Consider the following 20,452-nt stretch of genomic DNA (forward strand, 5'->3'; position numbering starts at 1 on the left):
GCATGATCACAAACGCTCTGTGTCCGCCAGGTAAAGGAGACAATTGCCCCTCCCGGCACCTTCGAACCAATCGAACCAATCGAGCCGAACGCCGCTACTGTCCGACTCGCCCCGGTTGCAGGGTCTGGCTGAACAGCACCTCGCCGCTGTCCTGCCGCAGGCGCACCGTCAGCTCCCCGCTCCCGCCGTCGATGTCGATCTCGCCGAAGTACTGCGGCGTCTCGGCCGGCGAGGTGTTCGCGCGGTCCGGCGCCTTGAGGAACCGCTGCTCGGGCCCGAACGTCCCGTCCAGCTTCAGCGCCTGGAACCCGCCCGCGTTCAGCGGCCCGGAGACGAACTCCCAGAAGGGCTCGAAGTCCTTGAACGCCGCCCGCGACGGGTCGTAGTGCTGCGCCGAGGTGTAGTGCACGTCCGTCGTCAGCCACACCGTTCCCGTGATCCGCCGGTGCTTGATGTGCCGCAGCAACTCCGCGAGCTGCAGCTCCCGCCCCAGCGGCTGCCCCGGGTCGCCCTGCGCCACCGCCTCGAAGCGGGTCTTGCCGTCCGGCACGACCAGCCCCAGCGGCATGTCGGACGCGATCACCTTCCACACCGCGCGCGACCGCGACAGCTCCCGCTTGAGCCACCGCAGCTGCTCGGCGCCCAGGATGCCCTGCGCGTCCTCCGTCTGCCGCCCGTCGGAGTTGGCGTTCCGGTACGTCCGCATGTCCAGCACGAACACGTCCAGCAGCGGCCCGTGGTTGACCACCCGGTACACCCGCCCCTGCCCGTCCGGGCGCAGCGTGCGGATCGGGAAGTACTCGCTGAACGCCCGCAGCGAGCGCGCGGACAGCACGTCCGCGTCCTTCACCGTGTACCGGTCGTCATCCAGGATCTGCCCCGGATACCAGTTGTTGTGCACCTCGTGGTCGTCCCACTGCGTGATCGTGGGCACCTGCGCGTTGAACCGCCGCAGGTTGTCGTCCAGGAGGTTGTACCGGAAGGCGCCGCGGAATTCGGCGAGGGTCTCGGCGACCTTCGCCTTCTCCTCGGTGGTCACGTTCCGCCAGACCCGCCCGTCGGGCAGCGTCACGCTGGCCTGGATCGGCGAGTCGGCGTAGATGTTGTCGCCGCTGCACAGGAAGAAGTCCGGGTTCCGGCGCCGCATCTCCTCGTAGATCCGGTAACCGCCGCGGTCGGGGTTGATGCCCCAGCCCTGCCCCGCGAGGTCACCGGACCACAGGAACCGCACGCCCTCGCCGCGCTTCACGGGCGCCGTGCGGAACGTGCCGGTCACCGGCTCGCCGGTGTGCCGCGGGTCGTCGGGGTCGGCGAGCGTGACCCGGTAGTGGATCTGCTCGCCGGGCGGCAGGCCGTGCAGCGAGGTGACCCCGGTGAAGTCCGTGCCCGCGCCGGTCACGGGGCCGTGCCAGGTGCGCGCGTTGCGGAACGACTCGGTCGCCGCGGTCTCCACCGTCATCCGCGCCGGGCGGTCCGACCGTACCCACACCAGCCCCGAGCCGGTCGTCACATCACCCACCTGGACGCCCCAGTCGGCGCTCGGCCGGCCGGTGCGCGCCTGAGCGGGGGCCGCGCAGCCGATCGCCGGCAGTGCGAGCGCCGCGGACGCGGCCGCCGCCCCGTGCAGCACCGAACGCCGCCCGAAGGCTCTGTCGCCTGCTGCCGCTCCCTGCGCCATGTGATCCTCCGTTGCTCGGTGTTCTGTGCTGTCCTGTTCGTACCGGTGCCCGGTGCCCCGTAACCGAACGCACAGTGAACAACCAGGTGACGCGGCACGGAAACGCGGAACCGGCCCATGGTCGCAAGCGGGCGGGGCAATGGCCAGGGTCCACGCCATTGCCCGCGCACTGAGTATTGCACCAGGCGTTCCAAAACCTGATATGGTGCTCGCATGGCCCGACCGAGGATGTTCGACGAGGAACGGGCCCTGGACGCCGCGATGCGCACTTTCTGGGCGAACGGCTACGAAGCCACCTCGACCCAGGACCTGTGCGCCGCCACGGGCCTGGGCCGCAGCAGTATCTACAACACCTTTCACAGCAAGCACGACCTGTTCACGCGCGCACTGGCCCGCTACATCGACGCCATGACGATGCGTCAGCTGGGCATCCTCGACGACCCGGAGCGCGCGCCGCTGGACCGCATTCGGGCGCTGTTCGCCGCGGTGATCGACGACGAGCTCGGCAATCGTGCCGACGGCCGCAGTCCCGGCTGCCTCACCGTCAACACCACGGTCGAGCTGGCCGGCCGGGACGCCGAGGCGGCGGCGATGCTGGAGCACGACACGGCGCGCCGGCTCGGCGCCCTGCGGGCCGTACTGGAAGCCGGGCAGGCCGGCGGCGAGATCGCCGCCACCCGGAGCGCGGAGGCGCTCGCCCGGTTCATCAACGCGGTGATCGGCGGCATGCGGGTCTCCGGCCAGGGCGGCGCGGACCGCGCTGTCCTGGAGTCCATCGCGGAGACGGCCGTGGCGGCGCTGCTGCCTTGAAGTACGCGGGTGCGGGGGCGCGTTTTCTGCTGCCCAAATTTTGAACCGATCGATCCAAAACAATCAGCGACGCACACCAAGGAGCACATCCGTGCCACGTGCCATCTACGTCCTCGCCCTCGGCATCTTCACCATGGTGACCAGTGAGTTCCTGGTCGCCGGGCTGATGCCGCAGATGGCGGCCGGGCTGGACGCGACCATCCCGCAGATCGGGTACCTCATCACGGCCTTCGCGGCGGCCATGGCGCTCGGTGGCCCGTTCCTCACCGTGGCCCTGCTGAAAGTCCCCCCGAAGCGCGCGCTGACCGTACTGTTCGCCGTCTTCCTGGCGGGCAACGTACTGGCCGCCACCGCCTCCGGCTACGCCGTCATGATGGCCGCCCGCATCGTCACCGGCATCGCCTCCCAGGCGTTCTTCGGTGTGGCGATCTCGATGTGCGCCCAGCTGACCCGCCCGGAGGTCCGCGGCCGGGCCGTCTCCGTGGCGCTCAACGGACTGATGCTCGGCACGCTCCTCGGGCTGCCGCTGTCCACCCTGGCCGGCGAGCACTTCGGCTGGCGCGCGGCGTTCTGGGCCGTCGCCGGGCTCACCGTACTCGCCGCGCTCGCCACCGCGGCCGGCGTGCCGCGCCTCGAACACGCCGAGGAGAAGGTGGACTTCCGCGCCGAACTGGCCGTCTTCCGGCGCCCCCGGCTCTGGCTGACGCTCTCCACCAGTACGTTCGTCATCGGCGCCACGTTCTCCGCCTTCAGCTACCTCAATCCCGTCCTCACCGGGATCACCGGGTTCGGTGCGGGCACGGTGCCGCTGCTGCTCATCGCGTACGGCGCGGCCACCGTCCTCGGCAACCTCGTCGTCGGCCGCCTCGCCGACCGGTACACGCTCCCGGTCCTGCTGACCGGCCTGACCCTGAACCTGCTCTTCCTCACCGGCTTCGCCGCGCTGGCCGGCTTCCGGGTGCCGGCCGTGCTGTGCCTGCTGGGCATCGGCCTGGTCGGGGTGACCATGAACCCCGCGCTGGTCACCCGCGTCCAGCGGGCCGGCAACGCCCGCCCGCTGGTGAACACCGTGCACTCCTCCTTCATCACCTTCGGCGTCATCGTCGGCTCGTCCCTCGGCGGCCTGGCCATCGGCCCCTTCGGGCTGCGGGCTCCGCTGTGGCTGGGCGCGGCGCTGGCGGCGGTCGGCATCGCGACGCTCGTACCGGATGTGGTGCGGCGGGCGAGGCCGGCGCCTGCCGAGGACGTGGACGCCGTGGAGGCGGCGCCGCCGGCGCCGGTGTGCCTCGTTCAGTGAGCGGGCGCTGCGGGTCAGCGCACCCCGGCCGGTGCCACCGTGTCGAGTATGACCCTGGCGACCAGGGCCGGGTCGTCGTTCATGGGGACGTGGCCGCAGCCGGGGAGGCGGACGAGGCGGGCACCCGGGATCACGCGCTTGGCCCGCACTCCCTGGCGGGGCAGGAGCAGCCGGTCGCGGGTGCCCCAGCCTATGGTCACGGGGACGTCCGGTATGTCGTGGCGGAACAGCACGCCGGGGCCGCGCCCCGCGGCGAGCGTGGCGGCGAAGCCGGGCGCCTCCCGCAGCGCGCGGGTCTCCGCCGCCACGGCGGCCGGTGAACGGCGCCAGGGGCGTGCGTAGATCGAGCCGGTCAGCGCCGCCCGGCCGGCCGCCGAGCGGGCCAGCACCTCGACCACCGGCGGCGGCAGGGCCCGCGCCCCGGCCCGCATCCCCGTCAGGACTCCGAAGGCGTAACGGCGTTCGGCCTCCGTCCAGAAGCCGGCCGGCGACAGCGCCGTCACCGACCGCACGGCCCCGGTGAGCCCCAGTTCCAGCGCCAGCAGCCCGCCGAGGGAGTTGCCCACCACGTGCGGCCGCTCGACGCCCAGCGCCGCGAAGGTGTCGGTCAGCAGCGGGACCACCGACGCCAGGCCGTACGGCACACCATCCGGGAGCGCGGGGGAGGCGCCGAAGCCCGGCAGGTCCAGCGCGATCACGTCGTGCGACGCGGCCAGCACGCTGAACACCGGCTCCCACGCCTGGTAGTGGTGGCCGATGCCGTGCAGCAGCACGACCGGCTCGCCGGCGCCCTTGCGCTCGTACGCGACCGTGAACGGCGGCCGGCCGTCGTCGGGGGAGACGAGAAGGGAGGAGGCCGTGGCGATCGGAGCGGTCCTGGTCGTGGAGGCGGTCGGAGCGGTCCTTGCGGTCGTCATGGGGGCTCCTTCGAGGGGGATTCGAGGGGGAGGGGAAGCCGCTGGGGGAGGGCCGAACGCGGGGGCGGCCCAAGAGACACCATGTCAGCAATCGTTACCGGTGGGTAGCGGGCGGACGCGAATTCCCCGGCCGCGCTGAATCCGCTGGACAAGGCGCAAGCGTACGGGTGGGATGAGGGAGTGCTGACCGACGCCGCGACCGATGTCTTCGAAGAACACCGCCCCGTGCTCCAGGGCGTGGCCTACCGCATGCTCGGCCGGGTGGCCGATGCCGAGGACGTCGTCCAGGAGGCGTGGCTGCGCTGGTCGGCCGCCGACCACGACGCGGTACGGGAGCCGCGCGCCTACCTCGTGCGGGTCACCACACGGCTCGCGATCGACCGGCTGCGCCAAGTGCAGGCCCGGCGCGAGGCGTACGTGGGGCCATGGCTCCCCGAGCCCGTCGCGACGGACTTCGGCGGCGCCGTCCCGGACAGCGCCGACCGCGCTGTCTTCGCCGAGTCCGTCACGCTCGCGGTCCTCGTCGTCATGGAGTCCCTCTCGCCGCTGGAGCGCGCCGTCTTCGTACTGCGCGAGGCGTTCGGCTATCCGTTCGCGGAGATCGCGTCCGTACTGGAGCGGGGCGAGGCCGCGGTGCGCCAGTTGGCGGGGCGGGCCCGGCGCCACGTGGAGGAGCGCAAGCCGCGCTTCGAGGTGAACCCCGAGCGCCAACGCGATCTGACCGAGCGCTTCCTGGCCGCCGCGGCCGGCGACGACCTCCAGGGGCTGATCGGCCTGCTCGCCGAGGACGTGCGGCTGGTCGGCGACAGCGGCGGCAAGGCCAAGGCGCCGCTGCGCGTCATCGAGACGGCGGACAAGGTCGGGCGGTTCCTGGTCGCCGTCTCCAAGGACCCGGCTGCGGACATGCGGTTCGGCTTCGCCGAGCTCAACGGCGGGTTCGCGCTGGTGGCGCGGGTCGGCGGCCGGGTCGACACGGTGTTCCAGCTCGACGTGGCCGACGGCCGCATCCAGACGGTCTACGTCGTCCGCAACCCGGACAAGCTGACGGCGGTACCGGCAGCGGCCTGAGATCGCCCCTCTGCAGGGCCGGCGGCCGGTGTGCCGCCGGCCCTGTCGCGCTCCCGCACGCCCACCGGCCGTCTCCAACCGTGTTGAGTCGGTCACGCTACGGCATCGGATGGCCCATTGGTCTTGACCAAGTGTGGGGTCGCTCATATCGTCGCAGGCATACTTCAACAACCTTTAATAAAGAAGCGCTCAAAACCCCTGGCCGATGCCGGGGGCACCCCCGGGGGACGGACCCGGGACACGGCGAACGCGGAGGACAGGGTGGGGACCACGCAGCTCGACACGGTGCAGGAACCGAAGTACTGGCACCTCAAGACCGTGCTCACTGACGCGCTCGACTCGGAGTTCGCGGTCGGCGAGGTGCTGCCGAACGAGCGGGACCTCGCGGCCCGCTTCGGGGTCGCTCGCGCCACGCTCCGGCAGGCGCTCGAACAGCTCGAACTCGAAGGCAGGCTGCAGCGCCGCCGCGGCGTGGGCACCACGGTTGCGCCGCCCCGTATGGGCGTGCCCGTGGACCGCTCAGGACACAGCTGGCCCGGCGCGCCCGGCGACGCCTGGCAGCCGGTCGACGCGGCGGCGGTGGACGGCGGCGCGGTCCCGGCGGCCGTCGCGGAGCCCCTCGGGGTGGGCGCGGGCGACACCGTGCACATCGTGCGGCGCACGCGGGTCGACAACGGCCAGCCGGTCGCTGCCGAACTGCTCTACGTACCGGCCGAGTCCGTCCCCGGCCTGGCGACGGCCGCCGCCACCGGCCCGGTGGCCCGCGCCCGCGCCGTACTGCAGGAACTGCAGCGGCTCGACCTGGACGGCGAGGAGCGCGCCGTGGAACTGGGCTCGGCGCGCGCCGAGGACGCCAAGCAGCTGGACCGGCTGCCCGGCGCGCCCGTACTGGTGGTCACCACGCGCTATGTGACCGGCGGCCGCACCACCGCGGTCTCCGTCTCCACCTACCGCGCCGACACCTGCCGCCTCACCTTCGGGGACCGCGACGACCTGGCGGTACTGACGGGCTGAACGGCTCACCGGTAGCTCAGCGGCCTGTTGGTGCTCACCGCCGGGCCGTGACCGTCCCCTCCACCGCGAACAGCTGCTCCTCGACGTGGTCGAGGGCGAGGCGCAGGGCGCCGGTCGCCACCGCGGCCTCGCCCAGTGCCGACAGGGCGACCTGCGGCGGGCGCAGGCAGTAGCGCGCCAGCTCCTCGCGCAGCGGGGCCAGTACGCCGTCCAGGCCGGCCGCCCAGCCGCCGATCACGACGATCTCCGGATCGAGGGCGAGGACCAGCGCGGCCACGTCGTGCACCAGCCGCTGGATGAAGCGCCGCATCGCGTCCCGGGCGCGCGCGTCGCCCTCGCGCGCCAGCGTGAACACCCGTGCGACCTGCGCCTCGTCCAGCGGGTGCAACGGTTCGCCGGTCGTCGACAACAGCGTCTCCGGCGTCGCCCCGCGCCCCAGCAGATGCAGCGCGCCGATCTCGCCGGCGGCGCCGCCGAAGCCGCGGTGCAGCCGCCCGCCGATCAGCGAACCCGCGCCCGGACTCAGCCCCGCCAGTACGAACACCACGTCGTCCGAGCCGGCCGCCGCGCCCTTCCAGTGCTCGGCCACCGCGGCCGCGTTGGCGTCGTTCTCCACCAGGACCGGACAGCGGAAGGACTTGCGCAGCCGGTCGCCCAGCGGCAGCCCCGTCCAGCCCGGCAGCGCGGTACCCAGCCGTACCGTGCCGTCCGCCTCCACGATGCCGGGGCCCGCGACGCCCACCGCGCGCAGCGAGTCGCGGGCCACGCCCGCCTGCCGCAGCAGGTCGGCGACCGTGTCCCGGGTGCAGGCCAACCGCCGGTCGGCCGCGGCCGATTCGTCCACGTCGTGCTGGACCGATCCCAGTACGCGGCCGCTCAGATCGGACAGCAGCGCCGAGACCCGGTGCGCGCCGATCTCGATGCCCAGCAGGTGCCCGGCCTCGGCGCGGAAACGGAACCGGCGGGCGGGCCGGCCCTGCCGCCGCGCGCCCTCCTCGGCCGGCGCCTCCACGACCAGCCCGGACTCGATCAGGCCCTCCACGACGCCCTCGACGGTGGGCCGGGACAGGCCGGTGAGCTGTACCAACTGGGTCAAAGTGGGGGAGTCGGCGGCGCGCAGCGTGTGCAGTACCACCGCGGAGTTGATCCGCCGCAGCAGGGAGGGGTCCCCTCCGGTGAGCCGCCCCAACGTCCGTCTCCCTCGCCTCGCGTGTTGGCGGGATCGTAGCCGGTCAGGCGGTATGCGGCGAGCCCCGGGCGGCCGCCGGACGGCAATTGTCAGACCCTGGAGCTTTACTGGGGGACATGACGACCACACAGCTCACGTGCCATGTGACCGCTATCGACAGCTCGCTCGCCGGGCCGGGCGACGGCTGCCGGCTCCTCACGCTCCGCACGAGCGGGGAGTTCTGGGACGCCGATCCGGCCGACGAACGGGTGGCGGAGGAGGAGTTCAGAGCGGAGCTGACGGCGCTGAACGGCCTGCTGTCCTTACGCTGGGGCGAGCCCGAGGTCATCGACCTGACGCCCCATCTGGAGCGCGCGGCGATGGGGTTACCGGTCCGGCCGCCGCTGGCCGACCTCAGCGCCCTGGCCACGACGCTGCACACATGGACAGTGGGGGAGAGCTGGGTGGCCACGGCGCTGGGGAGGGCGGGCCCCTGCCTGCCGTACGAGCTGGTCGCAGCGGTCCGGCCGGGCGGCGCCGGGTCCGCTATTCCTCGGCGAACGCCGCCGCGCGGAGCCGGCCGTACTCCTCCGCCAGGGTGGTGAGATTCCAGTGAGCGTTCAGACCGCTGGGGTTGGGGAGCACCCAGATGCGGGCGCCGCCGATGGTCCGCTCCTGCGGCCCGACCTTGGCGAGCTTGTCGCCGAAGGCCGCGCGGTAGGCGGTGACCCCGGCGACCGCCAGCCACGCGGGCCGCAGCCGGCGCACCTTCTCCTCCAGTTGGCGGCCGCCCTCCGCGAATTCCTCCGGCGTCAGTTCGTCCGCGCGGGCCGTGGCCCGCTGCACGACGTTGGTGATGCCGACGCCGTACCGCAGCAGCTCCTGCTCCTCGGCGGGCAGCAGCCGCCGGGGGGTGAAGCCGGCGGCGTGCAGCGTGGGCCAGAAGCGGTTGCCGGGCCGGGCGAAATGGTGGCCGGTCGCGGCCGACATCAGGCCCGGGTTGATGCCGCAGAAGAGCACCCGGAGACCGCTCGCGGCCACGTCGGGGACGAGGCGGTCACGAGCGGCTTCCAGCTCTTCGGGGGTGAAGCGCGGCATGGGGAGCCTCGGATCAGAGGATGGAGCCGGGGGTGTAGGCCGCGGCCTCGGGGTGCGCCTTGGCGATCTCCTCGATGCGCGCGACCACGGCCGCCACCTGGTCGGCGGCCGCGCCGGTGAAGGACAGCTTGTCGGCCATCGCCTCGGCCAGCTGGTCGCGGTCCAGCGGGATCCGCTCGTCGGCGGCGAGCTTGTCCAGCAGCTCGTTGCGCTCGGCGCCCTGCTCGCGCATGGCGAGCGCGGCGGCGACGGCGTTCTCCTTGATCGCCTCGTGCGCGACCTCGCGGCCCACGCCGGCGCGCACGGCACCCATGAGGACCTTCGTCGTGGCGAGGAAGGGGAGGTAGCGGTCCAGCTCGCGGGCGACCACGGCGGGGAAGGCACCGAACTCGTCCAGGACGGTCAGGAAGGTCTCCAGCAGGCCGTCCAGCGCGAAGAAGGAGTCCGGCAGCGCGACGCGGCGCACCACGGAGCAGGACACGTCGCCCTCGTTCCACTGGTCGCCGGAGAGCTCGCCGGCCATCGAGGCGTAGCCCCGCAGGATGACCATCAGGCCGTTGACGCGCTCGCAGGAGCGGGTGTTCATCTTGTGCGGCATCGCCGAGGAGCCGACCTGGCCGGGCTTGAAGCCCTCGGTGACCAGCTCGTTGCCGGCCATCAGGCGGATGGTCTTGGCGAGCGAGGAGGGCGCGGCGGCCAGCTGCACCAGGGAGGTGACCACGTCGTAGTCGAGGGAGCGGGGGTAGACCTGGCCGACGGAGGTGAAGTTCTGCGCGAAGCCGAGGTGGCCCGCGATGCGCTGCTCCAGCTCGGCGAGCTTGCCGGCGTCGCCGCCGAGCAGGTCGAGCATGTCCTGCGCGGTGCCGACCGGGCCCTTGATGCCGCGGAGCGGGTAACGGGAGAGGAGGTCTTCCAGGCGGGCGTAGGCGACGAGCAGCTCGTCGGCACCGGTCGCGAAGCGCTTGCCGAGGGTGGTGGCCTGGGCCGCGACGTTGTGCGAGCGGCCGGCCATGACCAGCTCGGCGTACTCGGCCGACAGCTTGCCCAGGCGCGCCAGCACGGCGACGGTGCGGTCCCGCATCAGTTCCAGCGAGAGGCGGACCTGGAGCTGCTCGACGTTCTCGGTCAGGTCGCGGGAGGTCATGCCCTTGTGGACCTGCTCGTGCCCTGCGAGGGCGTTGAACTCCTCGATCCGGGCCTTCACGTCGTGCCGGGTGACCTTCTCGCGCTCGGCGATGGAGGCCAGGTCGACGTTGTCCAGGACTCGCTCGTAGTCGGCGAGGGCCTGCTCGGGCACCTCAACGCCGAGGTCCTTCTGCGCGCGGAGCACGGCGAGCCACAGCTTCCGCTCCAGCTTGACCTTGTACTCGGGGGACCACAGGACGGCCAGCTCCGTGGAGGCGTAGCGGCCGGCCAGGACATTGGGGATGCGGGGCTTTGCAGTCACGTGAGCCGATTCTACTGTTCGTTTGCGCAGGCCGGCGCCACGGTCCGGATTGTGGCTTGCTACAAGCCGCACGGCTCCGCCGCCACCGTCTCCACCTCGACCCCCAGCTCACGCACGGCGGCGACCTCGCGCGCCGCCGTGCCGGTGTCGGTGATCACCGCCTCGTACAGCGCGGCGTTCCCGTAGCAGTAGGTGGCGGTCTTGCCGAATTTGGAGTGGTCGGCGAGCAGCAGGCTGCCCGTGGCGGCCCCCAGCATCGCCTCCTTGACCTCGACGAACTCCGGCAGCGGGTGGAACAGCCGGCCGCCGTGCACCGCCGTCGCGGACATCAGCGCCAGATCCGCGTGGATCCGCGCGAGCCCCCGTGTCACCTCGCGTCCCGTGCAGGAGTTGAAGTCGCCGTGGTACTGCCCGCCGAGCAGCGTCACCTCCGGACCGGATCGCCTCGACGCGCCGGACGCTCCGGAGCCGCTGGACGCCGAGGTCAGCCGCTGCGCCAGCCCCACCGAATTGGTGACGACGGTGAGCCCGTCGATCTCCGCCAGGAGGCCGGCCAGCGGGTACAGCGTGGTCGAGTCGTCGATGAGCAGCGTGCTGCCGGGCCGGATCCGCCCGGCAGCGGCGGCACACAGCGCGCTCTTCACCTCGCGGTGCGCGCCCTCCCGGAAGCGGGTGGCGGTCTCCATGGTCAGGGCGGGGAAGGCGACCGCGCGCCCGCGCTCCTTGCGCAGCAGATCACGCCCCGCGAGATCGTCGAGATCGCGGTGCATGGTCATCAGGCTGAGGCCGAAGTGCGCGGCGAGGTCGTCGATGCGCATCTCGCCCCGCTCGACGACGTACTTGAGCACGTCCTGGCGGCGGTCCTCGACGGCTGCCTGCGACAGCCGGGCTTTGGCGGGCACCCGGCCTCCTTCCCTCGTGCGGTCCCTCGTGCGAGGCCCCGCGCCGCCCTCAGCCGGTCAGCCGGTCTGCGGGCGGACCAGGGCCTTGATCGCGGTCGGGTCGGCGGCGCCCGCGGTGAGCGCCACCGCGCTGTCCTCCAGGCCGTACCGGTGCGTGACCAGCCGGCCCAGGTCCACCTCGCCGGACGCGGCCAGGGAGATGGCCGTCGGCCAGGTGTTGGCGTACCGGAACGTACCGGTGACCTCGATCTCGAAGTTTTGCACATGCGCGAGCGGCAGCGGGATGGTGTCCCCGCCCATCCCGACCAGCACCGCACGCCCTGCCCGGCCGAGCGCGCGCAGCCCTTCCTCGGCGGCGGCCGGCGCGCCCGAGCACTCCAGCAGGACGTCCGGCTCGTACCCGGTGTCGGCGAGCCGCGTCTGCCGCGCGTCGACGGTCGCGGTGGCGCCCAGCTCGCGGGCGACGGCGAGCCGCTGCGGCGCCACATCGGTGACCACGACCTCGCTCGCCCCGAAGGCCCGCGCGCTCTGCAGGGCGACCAGCCCGATCGGCCCGGCCCCCGTCACCAGCACCCGCGACCCCGGCGCGATCCGCCCCTTCCGCGAGGCCCACACGCCCACCGACAGCGGTTCGAGCAGGGCCGCGCCCTCCGCGCCCAGCGACTCGGGCACCGGATGCGCGAAGTCCTCGTCCACGGCGACGTACTCGCACAGCGCCCCGTCCACCGGCGGTGTCGCGTAGAAGGAGACGTCCGGGCAGAGGTTGTACCGGCCCTGCCGGCACTGGGTGCAGCGGCCGCACGGCACGCCCGGCTCGATGGAGACCGGCTGCCCCGGCGTGTGCCGCCGGGCGCCGGGCCCGAGGGCGACGACCGTGCCGCCCGGCTCGTGCCCGAGGACCATGGGGGAGCGGACGACGAAGTCGCCGATCCGCCCGTGCTCGTAGTAGTGCACGTCGGAGCCGCACACGCCGACGGCTTCGACGCGTACGAGCACCTGGCCGGGGCCCGGCCTGGGCACCGGCCGCTGCTGGATCTCCAGCTGCTTCGGCGCGACGAGCACGGCGGCCCGCATGGTCTCGGGAAGACCAGAAGTGTCAGAAGTATCAGAAACAGGGGTCATTCTCCGGTCACGGCTCCCATGGTCAGGCCGGTGACCAGCCACCGGCGTACAGCGAGGCCGACCAGCATCATCGGGATCACCACGACGGTCCCGATGGCGGTCAGCTGCCCCCAGTCGATGCCGGTCTGGGTGACCAGTTGGCTGGCGGCGATGGGCAGGGTCTGGGTGTGCGGTCCGCTGAGGACCAGGGCGAAGGCGTAGTCGTTCCAGGAGAACACCAGGCACAGCACGAAGGTGGTCACCAGGCCCGGGCGCGTCAGCGGCAGGATGACGTGCCGGAACGCCTGCCAGTTGCCGCACCCGGCGACCAGCGCGGACTCCTCCAGGGACGGCGGTACCTCCGCGAAGAAGGCGCTGAGCAGCCAGATCGCGAACGGCAGGTTGAAGGAGAGATAGGCCAGCACGAGGCCGGGGAGGGTGTCGATCAGCCCGAGGTAGCGGAAGATCAGGAAGATCGGCAGCACCACGGCCGCGATCGGCGCCATCCGGGTGGAGATGATCCAGAACGACAGGTGGTGCTTGCCGCGCATCCGGCTGCGGGCCAGGCCGTACCCGGCGAGCGCGCCCAGCGCGGTGGCCAGCAGCGCCGACGCGCCTGCCGCGACCACGCTGTTGCGCAGGTACGGCCAGAGCGAGTTGCCGCCGCTGAACAGCCGCCGGTAGTTCTCCAGCGTCGGCGCGAACGACAGGCTCGGGGTCGGCGCGGTGACCTCCCCGGTGGCCTTCAGGGACGACAGCAGCATCCAGCCCAGCGGTACGAGCGTCCAGGCGAGGGCGACGAGCACGAGGACGCGGACGGTCCAGCGGGCGGTACGGGTACCGCGCTCGAGAGCGGCGGTGGCGGTGGTCATCGCGGCAGCTCCTTCCGTTCGAGGAGGCGGACGAAGAAGCGGGCGACGATGGTGGTCACGGCGAGCATCAGCAGGCCGGTCACGGCGGCGTACCCGAAGTCGAAGAAGCGGAAGGCCGTTTCGTAGAGCCGTACGGAGGCGACCTTCGTGGCGTCGGCCGGGCCGCCGCCGGTGGTGTTCCAGATGATGTCGAAGTAGCGCAGCGCGTCCATGGAGCGGATCAGCAGCGCCACGAGCAGCACGGGTGTGATCGACGGCAGCACGACGTACCGGAGCGTGCGCACCATGCCGGCCCCGTCCAGCGCCGCCGCCTCCAGCACGCTGGACGGCACGGACGTCAGCCCGGCCAGCGCGATCAGCGCGATCAGCGGCGTCCACTCCCAGATGTCCATCAGCGTGACCGCCGTGAACGCGCTGGTCCGGTCGCCCATGATGTCGCCGTGGTATCCGACCTGCCGCAGCAGCCAGCTGTACAGGCCGAACGTGGAGTCGGTGAGGAAGCGGCCGAGCAGCCCGACGATCACGGGCGCGACGAACATCGGGAGCAGCATCAGGCTCAGCGCCGCGTTGCGGCCGCGCCGCAGCCGCCACAGGCAGACCGCGAGCAGCGTGCCGAGCACCATCTCGCCGCCGACGGTGAGCACGAAGTACGCGGCGGTCCGCGCCCAGGCCCAGGCCATGTCCGGGTCGGCCAGCAGCCGCCCCCAGTTGTCCAGGCCGACGCCCTCCAGGCCGAGGCCGCCGAGCAGGTGCACGCGGGAGAAGCTCATGGCCACCACGGCCACGAACGGCAGCACGGAGACGGCGGCGAGGACGAGGATGCCGGGGGCCATCATGCGGCCGTGGAAGCCGGGTACGGCTCGCAGGGAAGGCAGGCGCATCGTCAGGCCACCCACCCTCGTGCCGTGATCCGGTCGATGCGCTCGGCGGTGGCGCGCATCGTCGCGCGCGGGGAGGCGTCCCCGGCGATCAGCCCGGACAGCTGCGTGTAGACGACCGTGTCGCACTCGCTCCACATCGGGATCTTGGGGCGCAGCCCGATGTTGGCCGGCCGCCAGGTCTCCCGTACGGCCTTCGCGGTCAGCATGTTGGGCAGCTTCGTCGGCCGGTGCTCGGCGCGGAGGACCGCGCGTTCCGCGTACACCGACGTACGGGTCGGGGTGCCGCCGCCGACCTTGCTCGCCAGCCCGGCGAGCTGCGTCTTCGGTGCCGTCGCCCAGTTGGCGAAGAGCCAGGCGGCCTCGCGGCGGCGCTTGGGGGCGACGCCGGATATCGCGATGCCGGTCCCGCCGTACATGCCGGCGGCCCGCGCGGGCCCCTTGGGCAGCCGCGCGTACCCGACCTTGCCCGGCATGACGGCCTCGTTGGACGCCGCGTACTCGTGGAAGTTGGGGCACATCGCGATGCGTCCGGCCCGGAACGCGGCGCCCAGCCCGTCCCAGTCCCAGGTCCGCGACCCGGGGTCGGCGATCTTCAGCAGCCGCTGGTAGAACTCGGCCGCGGCCACGGCCCGTTCGGACCCCAGCCGGCACCGCCCGGGATCGGTGGCGCCCAGGCTCCCGACCCGCGCGCCGTCGTCGAAGTAGTCGCCGCCGTACGCCCACAGCACGTTCGAGAAGTCGCACATCAGCGAGTCGTGCTGCTTCGCCTGATGCCCGGTCCCGTACTTCACCTCGTCGGTGTGCTCGTTGAACCAGCGGGCGATCGCGTAGTACTGCTCCCACGTCGTGCCGTCCGACGGCATCGGGTCGAACCCGAGGTCACCGGCCATCCGGTCGCGGTACTTCGTGAACAGGTCGGCCCGGTACTGCCAGATCATGGTCGCCGAGTCGTACGGCAGCGCCAGTACCTTCTCCCGGTCCTCGAAGCGCCCGGCCGCGTCCAGGTGCGTGCCGACGAAGTCGCCGAACCCGCCGGGCAGCCGGGGCAGGTCCGGGTTCTCCTGGAACTCCCGGAGGTCGGCGAGGGCGGGCGCGTACGGCGCGAGGACCTGGTACGGGTCGGCGTACACCACGTCGTACTCGCCGTTGCCGGACGCCAGGTCCAGCGCGACCTTCTGGGCGAGCGCGGACAGTTCCAGCGTGACGATGTTGACGCGGATGCCGGTCAGCCGCGTGAAGGGCGCGAGGTTCGCGGCGATCGCGGCGGTGGGCGCGGTGTTCTCGGAGATGAAGTTCAGCGTGGTACCGGCGTACCGCCGCCAGGGCGCGGCGCCGGCGTCGAAGGACGCGCCGGCCGCGCGGCCGCAGGCGGTGAGCAGCCCGGCGGCCCCGACGGCGGCGGCGCCGCGCAGCAGGGAGCGCCGGCCGACCGGTGGCCGGGTGGCGGGGGAGCGGGCAGGCAGGAATGCAGGCATGAGGGTGCGTACCTCGGGGGACGGGGCGTGCGCCAACAGAGACAGGCAGCATTCTTAGCAGAAGAGATCTTCTGTGTTAACACATCTTGCGTGAAGTTCTGGCTGGCGGTGCCGTTCCGTCGGTGTACGCGGACATACGAAAAAGGCGGGGCGCCGCGTGGGATCACGCGACGCCCCGCCTGTCGGCGGCGTCCGGTCAGTCGTCGTACGGAAGGAGGTCCGGGCGCTTCGGCGGCCGGCCGTCACCGCTCGACCGGCCCGTCAGCCGGCGGCCGATCCACGGCACCAGATGCGTCCGGGCGAACCGCGCGTCCGCCGCGCGCCGGGCCACCCAGCCCGGCGGCACCGGCGGCGGCAGCGGCGCGTCCCACTCCGCCTCCGGCGGGAGGCCCAGCGCCTGCCAGACCGCCTCGGCGACCCGCTCGTGGCCCTCGGCCGTCAGGTGCAGCCGGTCGTCCGCCCACAGCCGCGGGTCGCCGAGCGACGCCGAGCCGTAGAGGTCCACGACGAGCGCGCCGTGCCGCCGCGCGACCGCGTCGATGTGGTCGAAGAGCGTCTCCATCCGCGGCCGGAACCGCTCCAGCACCGGCCCCTGCCGGCCCGGGCTGCGCATCAGCACCAGCTGCTTGCAGCTCGGCGCCAGCCGCGCCGCGGCCTCCTCCAGGAGCGCGCACACCCGCGGCACGTCGCACTTCGGCCGCAGCACGTCGTTCAGGCCGCCCACCAGCGTGACCAGGTCGGCGCCCATGGCCGCCGCGGCCGGCGCCTGGTCCTCGGCGATCTGGCCGATGAGCTTGCCGCGCACGGCGAGGTTCGCGTAGCGGAAGCCGGGCGTACGGGCGGCGAGGCGGGCCGCGAGCAGGTCCGCCCAGCCGCGGTACGAGCCGTCCGGCAGCGCGTCCGACATCCCCTCGGTGAAGGAATCCCCGACCGCGACAAAACTGGTGTACTGAGCACTCATCTCCATGGCGCGAGCGATCCTATACGCAGTACAGGATCGCTCGCGCAGGGCATGGAGCTACGCCGGCCGGTGCTGCAGCACCAGCTCCCGCAGCACGTCCTCCATCGTGACCAGCCCGGCCAGCCGTCCGTCGTCGCCGATCACGGCGGCCAGGTGGGTACGCGAACCGCGCATCGCCGTCAGGACGTCGTCCAGCGGCGTCGCGGCCCGCACCCGTGCGATCGGGCGCATCGACGACACCTGGAACGGCAGGTCCCGCGGCATGGCGTCCAGCGCGTCCTTGACGTGCAGATAGCCCAGGATGCGTCGGGAGGCGTCCACGACGGGGAAGCGGGAGAAGCCGGACCGCGCGGACAGGTCCTCCAGCCCCTCGGGGGTGATGCCCAGCCGGGCGGAGACCACCTTCTCGGCCGGCAGGACCACGTCACGGACCGGGCGGCGGCCCAGCTCCAGCGCGTCCCGCAGCCGCTCGGCGCCCCGGTCGTCCAGCAGGCCCGCGTCGGAGGAGTCCTCCACCATCTTGACCAGCTGGGCGTCGGAGAAGGTCGCGGCGACCTCGTTCTTGACCTCCACCCGCAACAGCTTCAGCAGCCCGTTCGCGAACGAGTTGACCGCGAAGATCACCGGGCGCAGCGCCCGCGCCATCGCCACCAGCGGCGGCCCCAGCAGCAGCGCGCTGCGCACCGGCGCCGCCAGCGCGATGTTCTTCGGCACCATCTCGCCGAAGAGCATGTGCAGATACGTCGCCAGGGCCAGCGCGATCACGAAGGACACCGGGTGGACCAGGGACTCCGGTACCCCGGTGACGTGGAAGAGCGGCTCCAGGAGGTGGGCGATGGCCGGCTCGGCGACCGCGCCCAGCACCAGCGTGCACAGCGTGATGCCCAGCTGGGCCGCCGCCATCAGCGCGGAGACGTGCTGCAGGCCCCATATGACGCTGCGGGCCCGGCGGTCGCCCTCCTCGGCGTAGGCCTCGATCTGGCTGCGGCGCACCGAGATCAGCGCGAACTCGGCGCCCACGAAGAAGGCGTTGACGACCAGCGTGAGCAGGCCGATGAAGAGCTGCAGCGCGGTCATCGGGCGGCCTCCTCGTGCGTGCGCCGGCCGTCCTCGTCGGCACCGGCGGCGGGGGCGTGCAGCAGTACGCGCGCGGCGCGGTGGCCGGACGCGTCCACGACCTCCATCCGCCAGCCCGCGACGGACAGCGCGTCGCCGTCCTCCGGGATGCGGCCCAGCTCGGTGGCGATCAGCCCGGCGAGCGTCTCGTACGGGCCCTCCGGCATCCGCAGGCCGATCCGCTCCAGCTGGTCGGAACGGGCCGCGCCGTCCGCGTCGTACATCTTGCGGCCGTCCTCGTCCACGCCGGCCGGGGCCAGGTCCGGGGTCTCCATCGGGTCGTGCTCGTCGACGACCTCGCCGACGACCTCCTCGACGATGTCCTCCAGCGTCGCGACGCCGGCCGTGCCGCCGTACTCGTCGATCACCACGGCCATCGTCCGCTTGCCCGACAGCCGGTCCAGCAGCTCGTTGACCGGCAGCGTCTCCGGTACCAGCAGCGGCTCGCGGAGCATCGCGGCAATGGGGTGCCGGCGCCGCCGCTCGGCCGGTATGGCCAGGACGTCCTTGATGTGCGCCACGCCGACGATGCTGTCCAGGCTGCCGCGGTAGACCGGGAAGCGGGACAGGCCGGTGGCGCGGGTCGCGTTGGCCACGTCCTCGGCGGTGCACTGCACGTCCAGGGCCGTGACCTGCACCCGCGGGGTCATGACGTTCTCGGCTGTGAGGTCGGCGAGGTTCAGCGTACGGACGAACAGCTCGGCCGTGTCCGCCTCCAGCGCGCCCTCCCTGGCGGAGTGCCGGGCCAGCGCCATCAGCTCCTGCGGGCCGCGCGCGGAGGCCAGCTCCTCGGCCGGCTCCAGGCCCATCCGGCGCACCACACGGTTGGCGGTGTTGTTCAGGTGGCCGATCAGCGGCTTGAACGCGGCGCTGAAGCCGCGCTGGAGCGTGGCCACCCGCTTGGCGATGGGCAGCGGGCTGGAGATCGCCCAGTTCTTCGGCACCAGCTCGCCGACGACCATCAGGACGACCGTCGAAATGGCCGTACCGAGGACCAGCGCGACGCTCTCGCCCGCGGACCGCGGCAGCCCCACGGCCTCCAGCGGGCCGGTGAGCAGCGCGGCGATGGAGGACTTGGCGAGCATGCCGATGACCAGGCCGGTCACCGTGATGCCCAGCTGGGCGCCGGAGAGCTGGAAGGTCAGGCCGCGTACGGCCTTGAGGGCACTGTCCGCGCCGCGCTCGCCGCGCTCGACAGCGCGTTCGAGCTCGCTGCGCTCGACGGTCGTCAGCGAGAACTCGGCGGCGACGAAGACGCCGCAGGCCAGGGTCAGCAGGAGCGCCACGGCCAACAGGAGCAGCTCGGTCATCGGGTCACCTCCGTCCCATGATCGAACAGGACCGGGAGGTTCGCGCTATGTCGACTGCAACTGGGAGGGTCGCCCATGGCTGGACGCTCACACCTTTCCTCGGGAAATGCGCCGCGGAATCCGTGTATCCGACAGCGGGGGGACTATCCATAGTAAAGGAGCAGCAAAGCAGCGGCCCGGTGACCGGACGGGTCCCGGGCCGCTGCGGTCCTTCAGGCGTCAGGCGTCAGGCGGCGGTCAGCCCGAGCGCGGTGGCGAGCTCGCGCCACTGGGCGCGCGGCAGACCGGCGTGCCGGTCCCCGTCGAGGACCTGCAGGGCGACATGATCCGCGCCCGCGGCGTAGTAGGCATCCAGCCGGGCCGTGACGGTCTCCACATCGCCCAGCGCGAAGAGGGCGTCGAGGAGGCGGTTGCTGCCGCCGCCGGCGAGGTCCTCCTCGGCGAAGCCGAGCCGCAGCAGATTGTCGGTGTAGTTGGGCAGCTGGAGATACATCGCGAGGGTCTCGCGGGCCGTGGCGCGCGCCCGCTCCAGATCGGTGTCGAGCACCACCTTCAGCTCCGGCGCGAGCCGCGCCTCGCCGCCGAGCGCGGCCCGGGCCTGGGCGGTGTGCTCCGCGGTGACCAGGTAGGGGTGCGCCCCGGCGGCACGGTCGGCGGCCAGCCGCAGCATCTTCGGCCCGAGGGCCGCGAGCACCCGCCGCGCAGCCGGCACCGGCTCCGGCGCCGCGTCCAGCCCGTCCAGGTACGAGACCATCGCGGAGTACGGCTTGGCGTACTGCGGCGCGAGCGCGCTGTGGCTGACGCCGATCCCGAGGACGAACCGCCCCGGCGCCTCCTTCTCCAGCTGGGCGGTCTCCGCCGCCACGGTGGCCGCGTCGTGGTCCCAGATGCTGAGGATTCCGGTGGCCACCGTGATGCGCCGGGTGGCCTGCACGACCTTGCGGGCATCGGCCACCGACGGGCTGCCGCCCAGCCACACGGTGCCGAACCCGAGCTCGTCGAGCTCCGCCACCGCATCGGAGATCCGGGCGAGCCCCTCGGCGTCCTGGGAACGCAGGGCGCCGCTCCAGATGCCGATGCGGCCGAAAGGCGCGTCGTTGTCGGAGGCGGCCGTCCCGGAGGAGGGCGTCGTGGACCGGGCTGAGGAAGTCATGCAGATGACAACCCACCGCGGCCCGCGGCCTATTCCGGCTGCCGCCCCTTCCGCGCACTCGGTACAGGAATCTCTGCGCAAAGCGTTGACGTGCCCTCGCTTGTTCCCTAGCTTCCCGTTCGAAGTCGCGGGCATGGTTCGGTATTTCGAACGACATGCCGTGCGAATCTCCGAGCAGAGGAGA

19 protein-coding genes are annotated in these 20,452 nt (G+C 72.5%); 5 read left to right on the forward strand and 14 right to left on the reverse strand.

Annotated features, from left to right (window positions below; genetic code table 11):
• Nucleotides 1-94: 94 nt before the first annotated feature.
• A complete protein-coding gene (locus tag ABT381_RS02085; protein WP_351586602.1) occupies nucleotides 95-1,678 on the reverse strand; it encodes an alkaline phosphatase D family protein in 1,584 nt (527 codons plus the stop codon).
• Nucleotides 1,679-1,891: 213 nt separating this feature from the next.
• Between ABT381_RS02085 and ABT381_RS02090 the strand changes: the two genes are divergently transcribed.
• Together ABT381_RS02090 and ABT381_RS02095 are read left to right on the forward strand one after the other, a co-directional pair.
• Nucleotides 1,892-2,488, forward strand: a complete 597-nt coding sequence (locus ABT381_RS02090) for a TetR/AcrR family transcriptional regulator (protein WP_351586604.1) — start codon at nucleotides 1,892-1,894, stop codon at nucleotides 2,486-2,488.
• Between the two features lie 91 nt (nucleotides 2,489-2,579).
• The gene (locus ABT381_RS02095; protein ID WP_351586606.1) at nucleotides 2,580-3,785 is read left to right on the forward strand and encodes an MFS transporter; all 1,206 of its coding nucleotides are present in this window, start codon (nucleotides 2,580-2,582) and stop codon (nucleotides 3,783-3,785) included.
• A gap of 14 nt (nucleotides 3,786-3,799) precedes the next feature.
• Here ABT381_RS02095 and ABT381_RS02100 read toward each other — a convergent pair whose 3' ends face one another.
• Nucleotides 3,800-4,702, reverse strand: a complete 903-nt coding sequence (locus ABT381_RS02100; RefSeq protein WP_351586608.1) for an alpha/beta fold hydrolase — start codon at nucleotides 4,700-4,702, stop codon at nucleotides 3,800-3,802.
• A gap of 180 nt (nucleotides 4,703-4,882) precedes the next feature.
• On the opposite strand from ABT381_RS02100, the gene ABT381_RS02105 reads away from it, so the two are divergent.
• Complete coding sequence (locus ABT381_RS02105) at nucleotides 4,883-5,770, forward strand: RNA polymerase sigma-70 factor (protein ID WP_351586610.1); 888 nt, start codon at nucleotides 4,883-4,885, stop codon at nucleotides 5,768-5,770.
• Nucleotides 5,771-6,031: 261 nt separating this feature from the next.
• A complete protein-coding gene (locus ABT381_RS02110; RefSeq protein ID WP_351586612.1) occupies nucleotides 6,032-6,784 on the forward strand; it encodes a GntR family transcriptional regulator in 753 nt (250 codons plus the stop codon).
• 34 nt (nucleotides 6,785-6,818) lie between these two features.
• Here ABT381_RS02110 and ABT381_RS02115 read toward each other — a convergent pair whose 3' ends face one another.
• Nucleotides 6,819-7,973, reverse strand: coding sequence for an ROK family transcriptional regulator (locus ABT381_RS02115; RefSeq protein WP_351586614.1), 1,155 nt, complete (start codon nucleotides 7,971-7,973; stop codon nucleotides 6,819-6,821).
• 116 nt (nucleotides 7,974-8,089) lie between these two features.
• On the opposite strand from ABT381_RS02115, the gene ABT381_RS02120 reads away from it, so the two are divergent.
• Nucleotides 8,090-8,557 (forward strand): hypothetical protein, encoded by a 468-nt coding sequence (locus ABT381_RS02120; protein WP_351586616.1) that lies wholly within the window; start codon nucleotides 8,090-8,092, stop codon nucleotides 8,555-8,557.
• On the opposite strand, the gene mug is transcribed toward ABT381_RS02120, so the two are convergent.
• From mug to ABT381_RS02175, 11 genes are all read right to left on the reverse strand, one after another.
• Nucleotides 8,499-9,050, reverse strand: a complete 552-nt coding sequence (mug, locus tag ABT381_RS02125; protein WP_351586618.1) for a G/U mismatch-specific DNA glycosylase — start codon at nucleotides 9,048-9,050, stop codon at nucleotides 8,499-8,501. The genes ABT381_RS02120 and mug overlap by 59 nt on opposite strands.
• Before the next feature lie 13 nt (nucleotides 9,051-9,063).
• The gene (gene purB, locus ABT381_RS02130) at nucleotides 9,064-10,497 is read right to left on the reverse strand and encodes an adenylosuccinate lyase (protein ID WP_351586620.1); all 1,434 of its coding nucleotides are present in this window, start codon (nucleotides 10,495-10,497) and stop codon (nucleotides 9,064-9,066) included.
• Nucleotides 10,498-10,556: 59 nt separating this feature from the next.
• The gene (locus ABT381_RS02135) at nucleotides 10,557-11,399 is read right to left on the reverse strand and encodes a DeoR/GlpR family DNA-binding transcription regulator (protein WP_351586622.1); all 843 of its coding nucleotides are present in this window, start codon (nucleotides 11,397-11,399) and stop codon (nucleotides 10,557-10,559) included.
• Nucleotides 11,400-11,456: 57 nt separating this feature from the next.
• Entirely contained in the window at nucleotides 11,457-12,473 is a 1,017-nt protein-coding gene (locus ABT381_RS02140; RefSeq protein ID WP_351586624.1) for an NAD(P)-dependent alcohol dehydrogenase, read from the reverse strand.
• A gap of 44 nt (nucleotides 12,474-12,517) precedes the next feature.
• Nucleotides 12,518-13,372, reverse strand: coding sequence for a carbohydrate ABC transporter permease (locus ABT381_RS02145; RefSeq protein WP_351586626.1), 855 nt, complete (start codon nucleotides 13,370-13,372; stop codon nucleotides 12,518-12,520).
• Nucleotides 13,369-14,253, reverse strand: a complete 885-nt coding sequence (locus tag ABT381_RS02150) for a carbohydrate ABC transporter permease (protein WP_351586628.1) — start codon at nucleotides 14,251-14,253, stop codon at nucleotides 13,369-13,371. Before ABT381_RS02150 ends, ABT381_RS02145 begins: the two co-directional genes overlap by 4 nt.
• A 2-nt stretch (nucleotides 14,254-14,255) precedes the next feature.
• Nucleotides 14,256-15,728, reverse strand: coding sequence for an extracellular solute-binding protein (locus ABT381_RS02155; protein ID WP_351586630.1), 1,473 nt, complete (start codon nucleotides 15,726-15,728; stop codon nucleotides 14,256-14,258).
• 196 nt (nucleotides 15,729-15,924) lie between these two features.
• Entirely contained in the window at nucleotides 15,925-16,695 is a 771-nt protein-coding gene (locus tag ABT381_RS02160) for an SGNH/GDSL hydrolase family protein (RefSeq protein WP_351586632.1), read from the reverse strand.
• A gap of 51 nt (nucleotides 16,696-16,746) precedes the next feature.
• On the reverse strand, nucleotides 16,747-17,766 hold the full coding sequence (locus ABT381_RS02165) for a hemolysin family protein (RefSeq protein WP_351586634.1): 1,020 nt from the start codon (nucleotides 17,764-17,766) through the stop codon (nucleotides 16,747-16,749).
• A complete protein-coding gene (locus tag ABT381_RS02170; protein ID WP_351586636.1) occupies nucleotides 17,763-19,115 on the reverse strand; it encodes a hemolysin family protein in 1,353 nt (450 codons plus the stop codon). The genes ABT381_RS02165 and ABT381_RS02170 overlap by 4 nt, the downstream gene beginning before the upstream one ends.
• Nucleotides 19,116-19,341: 226 nt before the next feature.
• Entirely contained in the window at nucleotides 19,342-20,268 is a 927-nt protein-coding gene (locus ABT381_RS02175; protein WP_351586638.1) for an LLM class F420-dependent oxidoreductase, read from the reverse strand.
• Between the last annotated feature and the right edge of the window lie 184 nt (nucleotides 20,269-20,452).

Source organism: Streptomyces sp. NPDC000151 (genome assembly GCF_040301705.1).
Taxonomy (GTDB): domain Bacteria; phylum Actinomycetota; class Actinomycetes; order Streptomycetales; family Streptomycetaceae; genus Streptomyces.